General features: G+C 67.8%; 20 protein-coding genes. 13 read left to right on the top strand and 7 right to left on the bottom strand.

The features are described from left to right. Positions 1-53 precede the first annotated feature (53 nt). The 4 genes from LRQ07_RS15510 to LRQ07_RS15495 all read left to right on the top strand — a co-directional run bounded on the left by LRQ07_RS15510 (position 54) and on the right by LRQ07_RS15495 (position 4,762). Entirely contained in the window at positions 54-1,274 is a 1,221-nt protein-coding gene (locus LRQ07_RS15510; protein ID WP_232763334.1) for an ABC transporter substrate-binding protein, read from the top strand. 98 nt (positions 1,275-1,372) lie between these two features. Further along, complete coding sequence (locus LRQ07_RS15505; RefSeq protein WP_047522268.1) at positions 1,373-2,230, top strand: branched-chain amino acid ABC transporter permease; 858 nt, start codon at positions 1,373-1,375, stop codon at positions 2,228-2,230. Between the two features lie 2 nt (positions 2,231-2,232). Continuing rightward, the gene (locus tag LRQ07_RS15500) at positions 2,233-4,050 is read left to right on the top strand and encodes an ATP-binding cassette domain-containing protein (RefSeq protein ID WP_232763335.1); all 1,818 of its coding nucleotides are present in this window, start codon (positions 2,233-2,235) and stop codon (positions 4,048-4,050) included. Then, positions 4,043-4,762, top strand: coding sequence for an ABC transporter ATP-binding protein (locus LRQ07_RS15495; RefSeq protein WP_232763336.1), 720 nt, complete (start codon positions 4,043-4,045; stop codon positions 4,760-4,762). Before LRQ07_RS15500 ends, LRQ07_RS15495 begins: the two co-directional genes overlap by 8 nt. Here the strand turns inward: LRQ07_RS15495 and LRQ07_RS15490 are convergent. From LRQ07_RS15490 to LRQ07_RS15480, 3 genes are read right to left on the bottom strand one after another with little or no spacing between them, the layout of a single operon-like run. Next, entirely contained in the window at positions 4,759-5,295 is a 537-nt protein-coding gene (locus tag LRQ07_RS15490; RefSeq protein ID WP_232763337.1) for a nuclear transport factor 2 family protein, read from the bottom strand. The two genes, LRQ07_RS15495 and LRQ07_RS15490, sit on opposite strands and share 4 nt — an antisense overlap. After that, the gene (locus LRQ07_RS15485) at positions 5,292-5,837 is read right to left on the bottom strand and encodes a nuclear transport factor 2 family protein (RefSeq protein WP_232763338.1); all 546 of its coding nucleotides are present in this window, start codon (positions 5,835-5,837) and stop codon (positions 5,292-5,294) included. Before LRQ07_RS15485 ends, LRQ07_RS15490 begins: the two co-directional genes overlap by 4 nt. Then, complete coding sequence (locus tag LRQ07_RS15480; RefSeq protein WP_256535123.1) at positions 5,834-6,667, bottom strand: SDR family NAD(P)-dependent oxidoreductase; 834 nt, start codon at positions 6,665-6,667, stop codon at positions 5,834-5,836. The genes LRQ07_RS15485 and LRQ07_RS15480 overlap by 4 nt, the downstream gene beginning before the upstream one ends. A 73-nt stretch (positions 6,668-6,740) precedes the next feature. On the opposite strand from LRQ07_RS15480, the gene LRQ07_RS15475 reads away from it, so the two are divergent. Together LRQ07_RS15475 and LRQ07_RS15470 are read left to right on the top strand one after the other, a co-directional pair. After that, the gene (locus tag LRQ07_RS15475) at positions 6,741-7,559 is read left to right on the top strand and encodes an SDR family oxidoreductase (protein WP_231555029.1); all 819 of its coding nucleotides are present in this window, start codon (positions 6,741-6,743) and stop codon (positions 7,557-7,559) included. After that, the gene (locus LRQ07_RS15470; RefSeq protein WP_256535122.1) at positions 7,556-8,776 is read left to right on the top strand and encodes an acetyl-CoA C-acetyltransferase; all 1,221 of its coding nucleotides are present in this window, start codon (positions 7,556-7,558) and stop codon (positions 8,774-8,776) included. The genes LRQ07_RS15475 and LRQ07_RS15470 overlap by 4 nt, the downstream gene beginning before the upstream one ends. Before the next feature lie 133 nt (positions 8,777-8,909). On the opposite strand, the gene LRQ07_RS15465 is transcribed toward LRQ07_RS15470, so the two are convergent. Next, a complete protein-coding gene (locus tag LRQ07_RS15465) occupies positions 8,910-10,511 on the bottom strand; it encodes an AMP-binding protein (RefSeq protein ID WP_256535121.1) in 1,602 nt (533 codons plus the stop codon). A 110-nt stretch (positions 10,512-10,621) separates the two neighbouring features. Here LRQ07_RS15465 and LRQ07_RS15460 point away from each other — a divergent pair, with 110 nt between their 5' ends. Next, on the top strand, positions 10,622-11,233 hold the full coding sequence (locus LRQ07_RS15460; protein WP_052193694.1) for a TetR/AcrR family transcriptional regulator: 612 nt from the start codon (positions 10,622-10,624) through the stop codon (positions 11,231-11,233). 13 nt (positions 11,234-11,246) lie between these two features. On the opposite strand, the gene LRQ07_RS15455 is transcribed toward LRQ07_RS15460, so the two are convergent. Together LRQ07_RS15455 and LRQ07_RS15450 are read right to left on the bottom strand one after the other, a co-directional pair. Next, positions 11,247-11,996 (bottom strand): CoA-transferase subunit beta, encoded by a 750-nt coding sequence (locus LRQ07_RS15455; RefSeq protein WP_232763342.1) that lies wholly within the window; start codon positions 11,994-11,996, stop codon positions 11,247-11,249. Continuing rightward, positions 11,993-12,859: a CoA transferase subunit A gene (locus LRQ07_RS15450; RefSeq protein WP_047523498.1), complete on the bottom strand. Its 867-nt coding sequence runs from the start codon at positions 12,857-12,859 to the stop codon at positions 11,993-11,995. The genes LRQ07_RS15455 and LRQ07_RS15450 overlap by 4 nt, the downstream gene beginning before the upstream one ends. Before the next feature lie 92 nt (positions 12,860-12,951). Here LRQ07_RS15450 and LRQ07_RS15445 point away from each other — a divergent pair, with 92 nt between their 5' ends. Together LRQ07_RS15445 and LRQ07_RS15440 are read left to right on the top strand one after the other, a co-directional pair. Next, on the top strand, positions 12,952-13,674 hold the full coding sequence (locus LRQ07_RS15445) for an SDR family NAD(P)-dependent oxidoreductase (RefSeq protein WP_256535120.1): 723 nt from the start codon (positions 12,952-12,954) through the stop codon (positions 13,672-13,674). Next, positions 13,671-14,549 (top strand): aldo/keto reductase, encoded by an 879-nt coding sequence (locus LRQ07_RS15440; protein WP_256535119.1) that lies wholly within the window; start codon positions 13,671-13,673, stop codon positions 14,547-14,549. The genes LRQ07_RS15445 and LRQ07_RS15440 overlap by 4 nt, the downstream gene beginning before the upstream one ends. On the opposite strand, the gene LRQ07_RS15435 is transcribed toward LRQ07_RS15440, so the two are convergent. Continuing rightward, on the bottom strand, positions 14,543-14,980 hold the full coding sequence (locus LRQ07_RS15435; protein ID WP_256535118.1) for a VOC family protein: 438 nt from the start codon (positions 14,978-14,980) through the stop codon (positions 14,543-14,545). The two genes, LRQ07_RS15440 and LRQ07_RS15435, sit on opposite strands and share 7 nt — an antisense overlap. A gap of 55 nt (positions 14,981-15,035) precedes the next feature. Between LRQ07_RS15435 and LRQ07_RS15430 the strand changes: the two genes are divergently transcribed. From LRQ07_RS15430 to LRQ07_RS15415, 4 genes are read left to right on the top strand one after another with little or no spacing between them, the layout of a single operon-like run. Continuing rightward, the gene (locus LRQ07_RS15430; RefSeq protein ID WP_047523503.1) at positions 15,036-15,776 is read left to right on the top strand and encodes an SDR family NAD(P)-dependent oxidoreductase; all 741 of its coding nucleotides are present in this window, start codon (positions 15,036-15,038) and stop codon (positions 15,774-15,776) included. Continuing rightward, positions 15,776-16,393, top strand: a complete 618-nt coding sequence (locus LRQ07_RS15425; protein WP_232763347.1) for a gamma carbonic anhydrase family protein — start codon at positions 15,776-15,778, stop codon at positions 16,391-16,393. The genes LRQ07_RS15430 and LRQ07_RS15425 overlap by 1 nt, the downstream gene beginning before the upstream one ends. Beyond that, positions 16,390-17,001, top strand: a complete 612-nt coding sequence (locus tag LRQ07_RS15420) for a nuclear transport factor 2 family protein (protein WP_256535117.1) — start codon at positions 16,390-16,392, stop codon at positions 16,999-17,001. The genes LRQ07_RS15425 and LRQ07_RS15420 overlap by 4 nt, the downstream gene beginning before the upstream one ends. Next, a complete protein-coding gene (locus tag LRQ07_RS15415; protein ID WP_256535116.1) occupies positions 16,998-17,255 on the top strand; it encodes a type II toxin-antitoxin system RelE family toxin in 258 nt (85 codons plus the stop codon). Before LRQ07_RS15420 ends, LRQ07_RS15415 begins: the two co-directional genes overlap by 4 nt. Positions 17,256-17,263: the final 8 nt, after the last annotated feature.

Genomic DNA, 17,263 nt, shown 5'->3' with positions numbered 1-17,263 from the left:
GCAAGCGTTTGGTCGCCCTTGCGCTCTAGCTCAACGATGAGAGAGGTTCGGATATGCGGTTCAACAGATTCGCGGCGGTTGCCGCAGGGATCGTGGTGTCGACGGTGGTGCTCGCCGGCTGCTCGGGCGGTGACGCGGACGCAGGCAATGGAGGCGATGGCGGGGACGACCCGATCAAGGTGGTCGTGCTCGGCGGGATGGGGGCCGAGGGCATCCTGGCAGACAACGCCACGACATCCGTCACCGCGGCGCTCGCCTCGGTCGATGCCATCAACGACGACGGCGGCGTGCTCGGCCGTGAGGTCGAGATCACCCATCTCGAGGACAACGCGGACCCGACGGTGGCTGTGACGAAGCTGCGTGAGTACATCGCGACCGAGGGTGCTCCTGCCCTCGTCATGAACTCCGGACCTTCGACCATCACCGAGGCGATGCTGCCGATCCTGACGCAGAACAAGATCGTCTCCTTCAACATCGGCCCGACCACCACATCCGGTGACCCGAGCGCCAACCCCTACAGCTTCAACCTCAGCGCATCCGTTCCCGACTACCTCGGTTCGTTCGTCGCCGAGATGGAGGACCGCGGATACGAGGACGTCGCGATCCTGCACGGATCGAGTGCCTATGGAGAGCTCTTCGGCTCGCTGGGCGAGACGACCTTCACCGACGCCGGCTTCACCGTGACAGGCAACGAGGGCTTCGACAACGCCGCACTCGACATGACGGCGCAGCTGTCGGCTCTGCAGCAGGGTGACCCCGATGTGCTCGTCCTCGACGCCTACGGTGCTCCGCTCGGCTACGTGCTGCAGAGCCTGGAGAAGCTCGGCTGGGATGTGCCCGTCATGGGCAACTCCTCCGTCGCCGCCACGGGACTGATCGCCACGCCGGCACCCGACGGCGTGCTCGGCACCGATCAGGTCAAGAACCTCACGATGCAGGTGTACTCCAGCACCCAGTACAACCCGGACGACACCAAGGTCAACGACGCCGTCGAGCGCATGCTCGCCGCGGGGGACATCAAGTCCTCACTGATCCTGGCGTACAACTACGACTCGATGTTCCTGTTCAAGGCCGCAGCGGAGAAGGCCGGCGGACTCGACGACCCCGACGCGATCGTCAAGGCCCTGGTCGACCCGGACGTGCAGAAATCGGCAGGAACCGCGATCCTGAGCCTGTACGCGTTCACGGACGACTCGTACAGCCCTCACGTCAGCCCCGACCAGTTCTCGTTCATCCCTCCGGGCGAACTCGTCAACGGTCAGTTCCAGCCGTGACCGCGGTCGGCGCGTGACCATCGCCGACGGCTCGGATCTCGAATCGGATCCGGGCCGTCGGCACACCAAGCCACAATGATGGAAGGAACCCGACCGCAATGACCATCATCTGGTCCGGCCTGGCGCTCGGTGCGATCTACGCACTGGTGGCGATCGGCTACAACATCGTCTTCCTCTCGCAGAAGACCTTCAACTTCGCGCAGGCGGCGTTGATGATGCTCGGCGCGTTCATCGCGTACGTCGGCATCGTCGTCTGGGGTCTGCCCTGGTGGCTCGTCGCGATCGCCGCTGCCGTCATCGTCGGCGCGATCGCCGCGCTCGAGGAGCGCGTCGCGATCCGTCCGGTCAAGGACCCGCACAACCTGCTGGTCACGACGCTCGGCGCCTCCATCATCATGGAGGGCGTCGCCCAGGTGATCTGGGGCGGCGAACCGAAGCGGGTGCCGTTCTTCATGGGAGATCAGGTGCTGGAGTTCCTCGGGGGTCGTGTGTACCCGGTCGAGCTCGCGTTGATCGTCCTCGTCATCCTGCTGGTGATCGTGCTCACCCAATACGCCAAGCGGAGCATGACCGGCATCGCTCTGCTCGGCATGAGTGAGAACAGAGAGGCCGCGCAGCTGCGGGGTGTCAACGTGCGGCGCTTCGCTCTCATGGCCTTCATCTTCACCGGCGTCCTGGCCGGATTCCTCGGTGTCTTCGTCGGTCCCAAGACCTACGCCGTCGCGACGCTGGGTGCCTCGCTGGCGCTCAAGGGCTTCGTCGTGCTCGCGATCGGCGGGTTCGGTTCCCTCGGCGGCGTGCTCGTCGGCGGACTGATCGTGGGGCTCGCAGAGGCACTCGCCACCCGGTACATCGGTGCGGACTACGCGGGTCTGACCGTGTTCTTCATCCTCATCGTGATTCTGATGGTCAAGCCGACGGGGCTCTTCACCCGTCGCGTGGAACGGACGGTGTGACCATGGCTGCCCTCTGGTTGAAATTGCGAGCGATCCCGGGGTGGATCTGGCCCCTCGCGGTCGGGATCCTGTTGATCGTCCTCCCTTTCCTCGGTCTCAGCTACGCCGCGACGCGGCAGATCGAACTCACCCTCATCCTGGCGCTGATCGTGCTGGGGTTGAACCTGTCCCTCGGGTACGCCGGAGAGCTCGCGATGGGTCAGGTGGCGATGTACGCGGCCGGCGCCTATGCCGCCGGGCTCGCGAACAAGGCCGGCGTCACCGACATCTGGCTGCAGTTGCTGATAGGTGCGGCTGCCGCGCTCGTGATCGGGCTCATCTCAGGCATCCCCGGCCTGCGCCTCGGCAGTTGGTCGCTCGCGATGACGTCGTTCTTCCTGATCCTGATCGTCCCGGACGTGCTGTCGATCTTCAAGGAGGAGACGGGCGGTCGTAACGGACTGGCAGGCATCATGCCCGCCACATCGTTCGGCCAGATGATCGACGGGCGGACCTATTACATCATCATCGTCGGTGTCGCCATCGTGGCATTCGCGCTGATCCGCAACCTGGTCCTGTCCGGCCACGGCACCGCCCTCCGGGTCCTCAAGCAGAGCCCTGTGCTGGCGTCATCGATGGGCATCTCGGTGTTCCGGGCCAAGCTCACCGCCTACGCGATCGGGGCCGTGCCCGCAGGGATCGCCGGCGTGCTGTTCGCCAACCTCGACCTGTTCATCTCGCCGGAAGCCTTCGCATTCTCGTTCGCCATGACGGTGCTCGCCGCCTCGATCTTCGGCGGCTCGGCGAGTATCTACGGCGCCCTCATCGGCGCGACCGTGCTGCAGTTCGGCATGAACCAGTCGACCAACTTCAGCAAGTTCGGACTCATCATCTCGGGCGCGTTCCTGTTGATCGGCGGGGTCGCCTTCACAGGCGGACTCGCCGGACTGCTGCGCACGCTGCTGCGCAAGGCGGACATCGCGGCGAAGGTCAAGATCGGCGTGCGGCCGGCGGAGGCCGTGTCGGCGGAGGTCGAGAAGCTCGACGGAGCGCTGCTGCGCACCGAAGGGGTATCGAAGGCGTTCGGCGGCAACCAGGCCCTGTCGAAGGTCTCGATCGAGGCACCGCCGGGAGCCGTCACCGCCATCATCGGACCGAACGGCTCCGGCAAGACGACTCTGCTGAACATGATCTCCGGTTTCTACAAGACGGATGCAGGACGGATCGAACTCGACGGCGCACCGATCCAAGGGCTGTCGTCCTATCGGGTCGCGCGTGCGGGTGTGTCGCGCACCTTCCAGACACCGAACATCCCCGAGAAGCTGACGGTCTTCGAAGCCGTGGAGGCGGGGCGGTATGCCACCGAGCGACCGTCTGTCCTGGCCTCGGTGCTGCGGCTTCCGACGTTCTGGCGGACCCGCAGGGAGAACCGCGTCGCGACGGAGCGCGCGCTCGCCCTCGTCGGCCTCAGTGAGCAGCGCGACGAACCCGCCGACTCCCTCCCCCTCGGCAACCGGCGCCTCCTCGAAGTCGCCAGGAGTCTGGCGGCTTCCCCCAAGGTCGTGCTGCTCGACGAGGTCGCCTCCGGTCTGGACGAGGACGAGCTCGAGGTTCTGGAAGGCCTCGTGACCCGGCTTCGCGACGCGGGCATGACCGTCATCCTGGTCGAGCACAACTTCCAGCTCGTGCTGCGGGTCGCCGATGACATCTACGTACTCGCACAGGGCGCGGTCATGGCACACGGCAGCCCTGCGCAGATCGAGAGCAACCCGCGTGTGATGGAGGAGTACCTCGGCGTCACAGCGGAGACGAACGCGGCGGGAGGCGGCGACCATGAGTGATGTGCTGCTGGAGGTAGCGGGGTTGCAGACCGGCTACGGTGATCTGACGGTGGTGCGCGACGTCTCGTTGACCGTGCGGGCCGGAGAGATCACCGTGTTGCTCGGCCGCAACGGTGCCGGCAAGACGACGACACTGCGTGCGATCACCGGGCTCAACAAGATGTCGGGCGGCACGGTTGCATACCTCGGTGAGACGTTGACGGATGCCCCGCACAAGCGGGTCGTCCGAGGGATCTCGTACGTCCAGGAGGGCAAGAAGGTCTTCCGGGAACTGACGATCGAGCAGAACCTCATCCTCGGCGGCTTCTCGCGACGGATGAGCAAGCGAGCGCTGGTCGCTGCGGCCGACGAGATCTATCAGTTGTTCCCGATCCTGGGCAGCAAGCGCTCCCTGCCGGCGGCGAGCATGTCCGGTGGCCAGCAGCAGATGCTCGCCATCGGCCAGGCGTTGATGGCAAAGCCCCGCTTGCTCATCCTCGACGAGCCGAGTCAGGGGCTCGCGCCTGTGATCGTGAAGGAGGTGATGGAGCGCGTGCACGAACTCAAGGACACCGGGATCGGCATCCTCCTCGTCGAACAGGCCGTGCAGGAGTCGGTGGCGATCGCCGACGAAGTGGCCGTCATCGAGATGGGCCGTACAACCCTTTCGGGTGCGGCATCCGAGGTCACGATAGAGGATCTGCAGAAGGCGTACTTCGGGGCGATCGCCTAGGCCCGAGACCTCGCCGCCTCTTCGCTCCGGTCCTGCGTCCCGTCCCGGTGGGCCCCCGAGAGCGAGGAGGTGGTGGGGTAGCCGAGCACCGTGTTCTGCTCGCGCGCGAAGGCGGTCGTGACCCGGTGGGCGATCAGCCAGCGGCCGTCGACCCGGTGATAGATCACGTCGTAGAACCCCCGCATGGCGAGGCGAGGCGCTCCCGCGTCTTCGGCGTAGTCGCCGTGGAACTCCAGGTGGATGCGGGCCGTCGCGCGATCGCCGGCGACCGCCAGCTGCGGGAGGTGCAGAAAGTGGATGCCGGCGAACGAGGCGTCCGTGCAGAACGCCTGGAGCGCTGCTCGACCCTGCACGAAAGTCTGAGGTGGGGCATCGCCCACCGGACGCGACTGGTAGATCCCGTCCGCGGTGAACAGGCTGCTCCAGGCGTCGCCGTCGCGTTCATCGAAAGTGCGGGCGTAGGTGGCCTCGAGGTCGATGATCTCCAACCGGTCTTCGAGGGCCTGCAGCCGTTGCTCGATGCTCGTTGTCATCGGGTTCCCTTCTGTGATGGGTGGATCACCGCCGCCTGGCGCACGCGTTCACGCAAAGCCGTCGAAGGATCGTGGACATCCCGTCGGCCGCGTGGTCCGTGGCCCTCCGGCTCGCGCAGCCGGCCGGCATCCGAGCGGGTCCATTCGCGCACTGCGGTGCGCTCGACGATGCGCCATCCATCGGAGTCGCGGCGCACGTGGTCGAGGTAGCGGAAGCCGCTCGTGAAGTTGCGGGCCTCGTCGTCGGACGGTGTGCCCCAGTGCACGGCCGTGCCGTACGTCTCGGCATAGGCGTGATCGCCGAACAGTTCGACCCGATGGTTCCCGATGAGGTGCATGGTGCCGTCGAAAACGGACGTGCGCTCCCGCAGCCAGTGCACGTAGTCGTCGGCCGTGCCGGAGAAGCCGGTGTGATGATCGACCCCGTCGCGTGCATAGACGTCGCGGACCGCGGGATAGTCGGCGCGGTCGACCGCCGAGCAGTAGCGGAGGACCAGGTCGTGGATCTCCTGCCTGTCCGACAGCTCGGCGAGCGTCTTCATGCCTGATCCGGCATATTCGTCCATCCTCGCCCTGATGCCTTGCCGTACCAGCCGGAGGCGGCGAGAGTTCCGCCGTCCACCGGGATGGTGTGACCCGTGATGAACGCGGCGTCGGGCGAGGCGAGGAAGGCCACGACCCCTGCGAAGTCCTCGGGTCGGCCGAAGCGGCCGGCGGGCAGCCAGGACCGCAGGAGGGCGGGGTCACGCCCGGCCAGCATGAGTTCGGCCGGCGTCTGCGATGTGTCGGCGAGGTCGGGGGCGATCGCATTCACCCGGATGCCGGAGGGCCCCAGCTCCACGGCGAGGCTTTTCGTGAAGGCCGACACGCCTGCGTTGTACGCGGAATACACCGCGTTGCCGGGGATCCCGCGGAACGCCTCGACCGTGGAGACGTTGACGATGCTGCCGGATCCCACCGAGATCATCCCCGGCAGGAGTGCGTGCGTCACCGCGAAGACGTGCCACAGATTGAGCTCGTGAAGACGCTGCCACTGCCCGGGAGGGCTCTTGGCGAAGAAGGACTTCGCAGGCCGGAAGTCGCCGACGTTGTTGATGAGCACATCGGCGTGGCCGTGCGCGTCGTCGACGAGTGCCGCGAGGCGGGTGACCGTGTCGTTCCGGGTGACGTCCCCGAGCAGGACGGTGCAGCGTCCTCCGCCCGCGGTGATGTCCGCGGCGGTTGCGGCAGCGGCACCTTCATCGATGTCGACGAGCACGACGTGATCGCCGTCGGCTGCGAAACGGCGACTGATACCGCCACCGATGCCGAGGGCGCCGCCGGTCACCACCACCGTGCGCGGATGCCGTCGAGCGGCGTCATCGAGACTCATGCGACAAACCTAGCATTTGGTTGGTAGCATGGACAGGCCGGCGCATCGGAGCGCTGCGCACGGAGGAGGCGGAGTGAGCCTGGTCATGGATTTCGCGGGCAAGGTGGTCGCGGTCACCGGCGGCGCACGCGGCGTCGGACGCGGAGTGGTCGAGGCTTTCCTCGACGCCGGCGCCGAGGTCGAGTTCTGCGGTCGTTCCGAGCCGGAGAACCTGCCGGAGCGTGACGGTCGTGCTGCGTCCTTCCGTCGTGTCGACGTGCGCGACGCCGCGCAGAACGAGGCCTGGATCCGGGGTATCGCCGAGCGGCATGGACGCCTCGACGTGCTCGTCAACAACGTCGGAGGATCTCCGTTCGGTCGCTTCGAAGCCGGATCCTCCCGGTACTTCCAAGCGATCACCGAGATCAACTTCCTCTCCGCCGCGGTCGCCACCCGAGCGGCGTTCGCGCCCCTGCGGCAGAGCGCCGGAAGTGTGATCAACATCACCTCCATCAGCGCGCGTCGCGCCAGCCCCGGTACGGCCGTCTACGGTGCGGCGAAGGCGGCGCTCGAGAGCCTGACCCGCAGCCTCGCGGTCGAGTGGGCCCCGGAGATCCGGGTCAATGCGGTCAGCAGCGGGCTGGTTCACACCGAGAGCGCGGTCGACCACTACGGCACCCCGGAGCAGTACGCCGAGATCGCGCGCACGATCCCGCGTGGACGTCTCGCCTCACCGGAGGAACTCGGCAACGTCTGCGTCATGCTCGCGTCGCCGCTCTCGGCGCATGTCACGGGTGCGGTCATCCCCGTCGACGGCGGTGGCGAGTGGCCGGCATTCCTGACCCACACCCCGAACGCGGACATCGTGCAGCAGGCCGACCGTCTCGACATCACTGGAGGATCCCCATCATGACCGAAGCTGTGATCGTCTCTGCGGTCCGCTCTCCGATCGGGCGCGCGTTCAAAGGCAGCCTGAAGGACGTGCGCGGCGACGACCTCGCCGTGCAGATGGTGCGAGCGGCCGTCGATGCGGTGCCCGATCTCGATCCGCGCGAGATCGTCGACCTGATGGTCGGCTGTGCGCAGCCGGCAGGACAGCAGGGGTACAACATCGGTCGGATGCTGGCGCTGCAGCTCGGGTGGGATTCAGTGCCGGGCACGACGGTCAACCGTTACTGCGCGTCGTCGCTGCAGACCACCAGAATGGCCTTCCACGCGATCAAGGCCGGTGAGGGAGATGTGTTCGTCTCGGCCGGCGTGGAGGCCGTGTCGCAGTTCGGATCCGGAAAGTCCGACGGCATGCCCGACACCAAGAATCCGCGGTGGGCACCGGCCGCTGCCCGCACAGCGCGTGACGCGCAGGACCCGGCCTTCGTGTGGTCCGACCCGCTCGAACGCGGCGAGCTCGAGGACATCTACATCGCGATGGGGGAGACCGCTGAGAACGTCGCATCCTTCCGCGGTGTGTCCCGCCGCGAGCAGGACGAGTGGGCGGTACTCAGCCAGAACCGGGCAGAGGCGGCGGCTGCCAGAGGGTTCTGGGACGCCGATATCACTCCGGTGAGACTGGACGACGGCACGCTCGTGACGAAGGACGACGGTCCCCGTGCGGGTGTCACTCTGGAAGGCATCAGCGGCATGCAGCCCGTCTTCCGCCCGCACGGCACCGTGACCGCAGCGAACTGCTGTCCTCTCAACGACGGCGCCGCTGCACTCGTGATCATGAGCGACACCCGTGCCGCCGAGCTCGGTCTCACCCCGCTCGCTCGAATCGTGTCGACAGGTGTCTCCGCGCTGTCGGCGGAGATCATGGGGCTCGGGCCGGTGCAGGCCGTCGAGCGGGCACTCGTGCACGCTCGTATGTCGATCGGCGATATCGACATCCTCGAGATCAACGAGGCCTTCGCTGCGCAGGTCATCCCCTCGATCGCCGACATCGGGATCGATCCCGCGCGGGTGAACGTCAACGGCGGTGCGATCGCCCTCGGCCACCCCTACGGCATGACCGGCGCGCGCATCACGACCACGGCGATCAACGCGCTGCGCGAGCGCGACGAGCAGTTCGCCGTCGAGACCATGTGCACCGCCGGAGGCCAGGGCATGGCCCTGGTGCTCGAGCGTCTGAGCTGACCCCGCCCCATCCCGCCCCCCCGCCCCACCCCGCCCCGTGCCGCCCCGCCCCGTGCGAGTGCAAATACGCGCCTCCTTGCGCCTGCGGAGGTGCGTTTCTGCACTCGCACGGCCGCCGGGAGGGGGACGGAGGTCAGGCGTGGGCGCGGAGCTCCGACTTCAGGATCTTCCCGGTGGCGTTGCGGGGGAAGTCCTCGACGAAGACGAACTCGCGCGGCACCTTGAAGTTCGCCAGGTGCGTGCGGCAGAAGGCCTCGAGCTCCGCGGCGTCCGGTCGTGGAGTCGCATTGTGCAGCAGGAGCACGTAGGCGCGGCCGACCGTGCCGAGGCGGTGGTCGTCGACTCCGATCACGGCGGACTCGTTCACGGCCGGATGCCTGCGCAGGGCGTTCTCGACCTCGGCAGGATAGACGTTGAAGCCGCCGACGATGAACATGTCCTTCAGTCGATCGGTGATCTTCAGGCATCCGTGCTCATCGAGGCGGCCGACGTCGCCGGTGTGGAACCAGCCGTCCGGGTCGAGCACGGCATCCGTGGCTGCCTGATCCTCGAAATACCCCAGCATGACGTTGGGACCGCGCAGCAGGATCTCCCCGTCGGTATCGAGCCCGGCATCCGCGCCGTCTTCGTTCACGACGCGGATCTCGACGCCTTCGACCGCCGGGCCGGTCGTGTGTGCAGTGTGTTCGAGGGATTCTCCGGGGCGCGACAGGGTGGCGACCACGCACTCGGTGAGGCCGTACGCCTGGGCGACCGTCTCGAATCCGAGGATGTCGACCATGTCGTGGAAGAGCGTCGCGGGAGCCGCCGTGGCACCGGCGATCGCGAACCGCAACGACGACAGGTCGTATTCGCCGAGCCGCGGGTGGTCGAGGAGGGAGGTGAAGATCGTCGGCACGCCGGGAAGCACGCTGATGCGCGCAGACTGCACGAGCTCGAGCAGTCGGTCGGCGTCGAACATGGCGACGGGGTAGATCGTCGCGCCTGCCATCAGCGAGGTGATCATCCCGGCCTTGTAGCCGAACCCGTGGAAGAAGGGGTTCACGACGGCGTAGCGGTCCGCCGGGCTCAACTGCGCGCCCCGCCCCCAGGCGCGAGCGACGGAGAGCGTCTGCCGGTGCGCGCTCAGCACGCCCTTCGGCACCCCGGTCGTCCCCGAGGTGAAGAGCACGTCCATGATGTCGTCGGGGGTCACGGCATCCGCGGCGGCGGTCACGCGGTCTTCCGTGACCGCGACAGCTGCGGTCAGGAAGTCCGTCCAGGAGACGACGCCGTCACCGCCCGCGCCATCGATCGTGACGGCGGTGCGCAAGTGGGGAAGTCCCGGGAAGATCGGGCCGTCGGTGCCGCGCTCGGCTGCGGCGCCGCGCAAGGCGGAGCTGTAGGACTTGCCGAGGAACCCGTCGGCCAGCACCAGCCCGGTGGCACGGGATCGCGCCAGGATCTCGGCGGCCTCGTGGCCGGTGAAGCGGGTGTTGAGGGGCACGACGGCGATGCCGACCAGTTGCGCACCGAGCATCGCCAGGATGAACTCGTGCCGGTTCGGAGCCCAGAGCCCGATCCGGTCGCCCGGTTCGATGCCGTGCGCGAGGTAGGCGCGGGCGACTCCGCGGACGTGATCCTGCAACTCCGCGTAACTGATGGCGACGTCTCCGTCGACGATGGCCGGATGCGCCCCGAGCGTCGCCATCTCGGCGAGGAGGGCGGGCACGGTCGTGGCTTCCGAGACTGTCATGGACGTCCTTTCCAATATCATGCGTACACTCCGAGTGGACGTTTCGGGAAAACGCTCGCATGCGGCACACTTGAACAAGCGCTTGTGAGATTCTCTGTGAAGGAGCAGTAATGGCAACGACCAAAAGCGGGGGCCGGCAGGAGCAGAGTTCCGAACGCCGCGACCAGATCATCTCGATCGCCGCGCGCCTGATCGCCAAGCGCGGATACTCCGCCACGACGGTCCGCGACATCGCCGATGAAGCAGGCATCCTGTCGGGCAGCCTGTATCACCACTTCTCCTCCAAAGAAGCGATCCTGCAGGAGATCCTCCACAGCTTCATGAGCGGGCTGCTCGGTCGCTTCGAGGAGATCGTCGCGGAAGGGGGGAGTCCGCGCGACATCCTCGACAAGCTGATCGCGCACGCCTTCGCGACGATCGAGAGTCAGCCCGACGCGGTCGGGCTCTACCAGAACGAGCTGTCCTTCCTTGCGCGCCAACCGGGCTTCGAGTTCCTCGGAGAGAACAGTGAGCGCATCGAGGCGCTTTGGCTGGCGCAGATCACCGAGGGGCAGAAGGTCGGCGTCTTCCGCGACTCGATCGACGCCCCGATCGCGTACCGCTTCATCCGCGACGCCGTCTGGTCGACCGTCGCCTGGTATCGGCCGGGCCGCGGACACACCGCCTCGACCCTGACCGACAACTTCCTGGATCTGCTCCACAAGGGTCTCCTCGCCGACTGAGTTGGCCGCCGCGTCAGTCGGCGACTTCGCGCGTCCGGGTGCCGCGCGGGTCGAGCACCTCGCGGATCAGACGCAGCTCCTCCGCGTCGGGCGTGCGGGTGAGCGGTGCATCCGAGGCATCGAGCGCGAACCCCGTGCCGTCCGCCACCTTCTGCGGGTCGACTCCGGGGTGGATCGAGAGCACGGTGACGGCGCCCTCTTCGTCGTAGCCGAGTACTGCGAGGTTCGTGACGATCACGCCGAGGTGGTGGTGGTCGAGTCCGGCTTCGCGGGCGCGGTCGTTGCCCACGCCGGAGACCATGTCGACCGAGGGCACGAACACACGCGGGCTATGGCGTGAGATCCAGTAGTCCACCCGGTGGTTCGCGGTGTTTCCCGGCGCCCCGCGCACGCCGATGAGCTGTCGGGTGGGCCGCGCCCAGTCTCCGATGAGGGAGATGTTCTGATTTCCGAAGCGGTCGATCTGGCTGGCACCCATCATGCTCTGACGGCGTCCGGTCGCGAGGATGTCGAAGATCCGGCGGAAGGGCGCCCATCCTTCGATCGTCGGCTGCGGGGCGCCCGGCTCTCCCGGTCGCGGAGGGCCGCTCAGGAAGAAGGCTTCGCCGTCGCTGAGAACGAGGTCGGGAGCGGTCGTGAGCTTCGCGAGGCGTGCTCCGAGTGCCGGGACGATGCCGACCGCGTGCGCGAGGATCTCTCCGGAGTCCCGGTAGGTGTCGGCGCACGCGGCGATGCAGATCTCGGCGATCGTGGCGGTGGTCATGACTCTCCTCGGTCGGTGTGGAAGCGTGTGACGGCGGCCTGATAGCCGGCTTCGTCGGTGTGCAGGAAGGTGCGTTCGAACTCGGCCCACGCCTCAGGGTCTTTGGCGGAGACGGCGTAGTGCTTCTGGAAGGCCTCGTCGCGGTCGTAGTCGGGGGCGCAGGTCGTGAAGTGCGCGCCGCGCGGGGCCTCGACGACCGCCGACGCGTAGATCCGGCTGAAGAGGAGTGTGTGGAACGATCCCTCGTCGAGCAGTGCGGACGTCGGGACGACCCGCTCCGCCGAAACGATGGTGCGATCGGCGGCCATCGCGAAGAGATCGTCGAAGTACGGGTCGGGCCCGAGGTACTGCGCGTTGCCCTGCTCGTCGGCACGGTTCACGTGCACCAGGGCCACGTCGAGCGGCAGGGCCGGCATCGCCACGTACTCGGCATCGGAATACGGCGACTGCACGGTGCGCAGATGCGGGTTGGCGGGCAGGACGTCGGAGCCGAGGCCGGCACGGATCGGCAGGAAGTCGAGCCGGGCACTCGCTGCGCGGAGCCCGGCGACGAACATGCCCTCGTCGTACTCCTCAATCTCCAGTCCGCCGCGCTCCCTCGCCTGGGTGAACAGCGGATCGAGCGGGATGCTGTCCAGCGAGACGAAGCCGTAGACCAGGCGACGGATGCGGCCGGCGGCGGCGAGCAGGCCGACATCCGGCCCGCCGAAGGCGACGACGGTGAGGTCGGTGATGTCACGACGGAGGATTTCGCGCACCAGGGCCATCGGCTTGCGCCGCGACCCCCAGCCGCCGATGCCGATCGTCATACCGCTCTCGATGGTGGCGACCGCCTCCTCGATGCTCAACCGCTTGTCCGACATCCCCGCTCCTTCGCGCGACCGGCGCTAAACCTAGCGCTTGTTTGGGAATCACAGTAGCATGCCCGGAAGGGTGAACAGCGAGGGAGCTGCATATGGCGCGACAGTCGACAGGTGACCACGTGATCGTGACCGGTGGCACCAGTGGCATCGGTGCCGCGGTCGTCGAGCTGCTCCTCGACCGCGGCTGTCGGGTGACCGTCTTCGATCTCGCGTCGAGTGGGCGCCCCGGGGTCGAGACGGAGGTCGTGGACCTGCGCGACGAGGCGGCGGTCGAGGCGGCGATGGGGCGCTCATGGGCCCGTGGCTCCGTGACCGGACTGGTCGCCTGCCACGGCATCCGCGGTGCGTTCGTGCCTGCCCTGGAGATCGACCTCGACCGCCTGCGCCTGCTCTACGACGTGCATGTCGTCGGCACGCTCGCGGTCTCTCGTGCTCTGGTGCGGCGCCTCGACGGAGCGCCGGCCTCGATCGTTCTGGTGTCGTCCACGACGGCGTACCGCGGCTGGGCGAACCAGGCCGATTACGGGCCCGCGAAGGCGGCGGAGCGTCAGCTGATGGAGAACCTCGCCGTGGAGTGGGCGCCGCTCGGTGTGCGGGTCAACGCCGTCGCCCCGGGGCACACGCTGACCCCGATGGTGCAGGACATGGTCGACGGGGGCTACGACCTGGCGGCGGTGGAGCGGCGGACGCCTCGCGGACGCCTCGCGGATCCGTCCGAGATCGCCGGTGCGATCGTGTGGATGCTGCGCGACGCCACGCACGTGATCGGGCAGTGCCTCCCCGTCGACGGGGGATGGACGGTCGTGGGGCGATGATGCCGAACCGTGCGATCGGAGACCTCCGGGTCTCGGCCATCGGCATGGGGGCGATGACTCTGACGCAGGTGCCCGACGCCGATGTCGAGCGAGGCGTCCGGGCTGTGCATGCCGCGGTGGATGCCGGTATCACGCTGTTCGACACGGCGGACTCGTACGGACCCACGGGGGAGATGGGGGTGAACGAGTGCGCTTTGATCGAGGCGCTGCGACGTCATCCGGATGCCCTCGAGCGCGTGGTGATCGCGACCAAGGGCGGGCATACGCGCGGACCGGCCGCGACCTGGTGGGTGGACGGTTCGCCGGAGCATCTGGCTGCCGCCGCCCGGGCGTCGGCGCAGCGGCTCGGTCTCGACGCGCTGCCCTTGTACCAGCACCACCGGCCCGATGTGCGCGTGCCTTTCGAGGAATCGATGGGGGCGATGCGGCAGCTCGTGGACGAGGGCGTGGTGATGCGGGTCGGCGTCTCGAATGTGGATGTGGCGCAGCTGGAGATCGCGCGGCGCGTGCTCGGCGATGCCCTGGTCAGTGTTCAGAACGAGTATTCGGTGCAGGAGCGGTCGAGTGAACCTGTGCTGCGCCGTTGCGAGGAACTCGGACTCGCCTTCCTCGCCTGGGGCCCGCTGGGCGGCATGCGCGCGGCCAAGGAGCTCGGCGGCACTGCCGCCTCCGCCGGGGTGGTCGCCGAGCGGCACGGAGTGAGTCCGCAGCGGGTGGTGCTGGCATGGCTGCTGTCCCTCTCGCCGATTCTGATCCCGATTCCGGGAGCGAGTCGCGCCCAGAGCGTGCGCGATTCAGCGGCTTCGGTCGACCTCGCGCTGGATGACGACGATCTGCGCCTGCTCGGCACGGGACTCCGGGGAGTGGGTCAGTGAGGTTCCTGCAGCAGCTCGACGCGCACGTCATCCGGGCCGAGGACGTACACGTAGCGGTAGCCCTCGAGGGGGCCCGCTGTCGCCGTCATCGTCGGCGACAGCGGATGGTGTCCGAGTGCTGCCAGGCGGGCGAGACTCGCCTCGATGTCCGTCACGACGATGGCCGGATGCGCGGCGCCGGTGTGCCCGTTGTCGGGATCGATGCGTGGGGTGTCCGCGCCGCGGTACTCGGCGAGCTCGAGGAAGACGCCATCCGCCAGACGGATGAACGTCAGCAGGATCTCGACGCCGGGATACCCTGTGGTGGCCTCGACGGCGGCACCGCTCTTGACGAGCGGACCGATGACCTCGCCGTCGGTCGCGGTCCGGTAGAAGGCGGTCGCGGTCGCCGTGTCGCTCACCGTGATCCCGATGTGATGCAGTCGCGGCATCCTGTCTCCCTAAATAAACCAAATGCTTGTTTGCTAACTATCGCGGAGGAACAACATGAATGCAAAGCCCGTCATCGATCTCACCGGCCGCGTCGCCGTGATCACCGGGGCTGCGGGTGGACAGGGTCGCGCACACGCCGCGCTCTTCCATGAGCTCGGCGCCGACCTCGTGCTCACCGACCTCGACGGTGCGGCCGTCGCCGACGTCGCTGCAGCTTTCGGGGAGCGAGCCATAGGTCTCGCGCACGATGTCTCCTCGGCCGACGCGTGGGCGCGGGTCGCCGAGGCCGCGAAGGAGCGGTTCGGGCGCGTCGACGTGCTCGTCAACAACGCCGGTTTCTGTCCCGAAGGCCCGCTCGCGCAAACCCCGGAGCGGGTCATCCGCCTCACCCTCGATGTGAACCTCATCGGACCGATGCTCGGCGTCCAGGCTCTGCTCCCGCTCCTCGGCGAGGGGGCGTCCATCGTCAACATCGCGTCCACGGCCGGTGTCGCTGGATACGCCAACCGCGTCCCCTACTCTGCGTCGAAATGGGGTCTGCGCGGCGTCTCGCGCGCGCTCGCCCGCGAGCTCGCCGACAACGGGATCCGCGTGAACACCGTGTGCCCCGGCGCGGTCGACACCCCCATGATCACCGAGGACACGCGTGCAGGAGTGGGTTTCATCTCGCGCATCCCGATCCCTCGGGCCGGTCGCCCGGAGGAGATCTCGAATCTGGTCGCGTATCTCGCCAGCTCCGCCAGCAGCTACTGCACCGGGCAGGACTTCGTGATCGACGGCGGTCAGGTCGCCTGATGCCCGCCTATGCCTTCGACGGGGTCGTGCCTGTCGTGCATCCGACTGCGTTCGTGCATGAGACTGCCAGCCTGATCGGCGACGTCATCATCGGTCCCGGGTGCTACATCGGACCGTTCGCGAGTCTGCGAGGCGACTTCGGGCGGATCCTCGTCGGCGAAGGTTCGAACGTCCAGGATTCCTGTGTCATCCATGCCTTCCCCGGCGCCGATGCGGTGCTCGAGCCGAACAGTCACGTCGGGCATGGGGCCGTGCTGCACGGATGTCGCATCGGATCATTCGCGCTGATCGGCATCGGTGCCACAGTGCTCGACGGCGCGGAGATCGGTGCGGAGGTACTCCTCGGCGCCGGCGCTGTCGTGATGGCGGGAACCGTGATCCCCCCGAGGACGAAAGCGCTCGGCACGCCCGCACGCGTGGTCGGCCCGCTTGACGAACAGGCGCTCGCCTGGAAGCGCAACGGCGTGCGGATCTACCAGGAACTCGCCCGCCGCAGCCGGGAGACCCTTCGGCCCGTCGAGCCGCTCGCCGCTGTCGAGCCGGACCGTCGTCGCACCTCGTGGTCGGCGGAGGCGGCAACCCCGCTGCACCGTCACCGCGACGGGGGTGCCTCGTGAGCGTGGGATTCGCCGACTGGCTCGCCATCACCCGCGTGATCGCCCGCTACGCGCGGTTCGCGGATCAGCGGCGCTTCACGGAGATGGCGGGATTGTTCGTGCCGGACGGGCGGATGCTGATGTTCCGTCCGCGCGCCGAAGAACCCGCCGAATCGCCGCAGGGCCAGGAGGAGTTGATCGCGGCATTCAGCGCGCTCGCCGCGTTCACCGTGACGACTCATGCGCTGTCGCCGAGCGATGTCGAGATCGGCGGAGGCACCGCGCGGGCGCACACCACCTGCATGTCGCACCACATCAGCGAGACGGGCGAGGGGCGGGTGCGCTTCACCCTCGCAGACCGCTACGACGACACGCTCGTCCGTCTCGACGGACGCTGGCTGTTCCAGGAGCGGCGCAAGTACACCGACTGGACGGAGCAGGCGGCGTTGCGACGCAGTCCTCCGGTCGCGGCCATCGTCGACGCTTCCCTCCTCGAGCGTCTTCTCGAAGACGCCGAGGAACTCGCCGACATCCGTGCCGTCGATGAGGCGTGGGACGAGACGGAGCGCCTGAGTGAGACGCCGATCCCCTGGGACGACGTCAAGCGAGACCTCGGCTTGACTTCGTGACGTATACCGTCCAGGTTCTCCCGGTCGCTGTTCGCGCGATCCGCAAGCTCCCCCCTGAGGCGAAGCGTCGCGTCGAGGCGGTCATCGGTCTGCTGGCGGAGGATCCGCGCCCTCCGGCGGCGAAGAAGCTCACGGCTCGCGCCGAGTGGCGGGTGCGCAGCGGCGACTATCGCGTGGTGTACCGCATAGAGGATCGCGTGCTCACGGTCGTGATCGTCCATGCCGGGCATCGCCGTGACGTCCACGAACGCTGAGGTGACGG

Source organism: Microbacterium sp. J1-1 (genome assembly GCF_024498615.1).
Lineage (GTDB): Bacteria > Actinomycetota > Actinomycetes > Actinomycetales > Microbacteriaceae > Microbacterium > Microbacterium aurugineum.
Note: the sequence above shows the minus strand (reverse complement) of the source record. Positions and strands in the feature narration are given on the sequence as shown.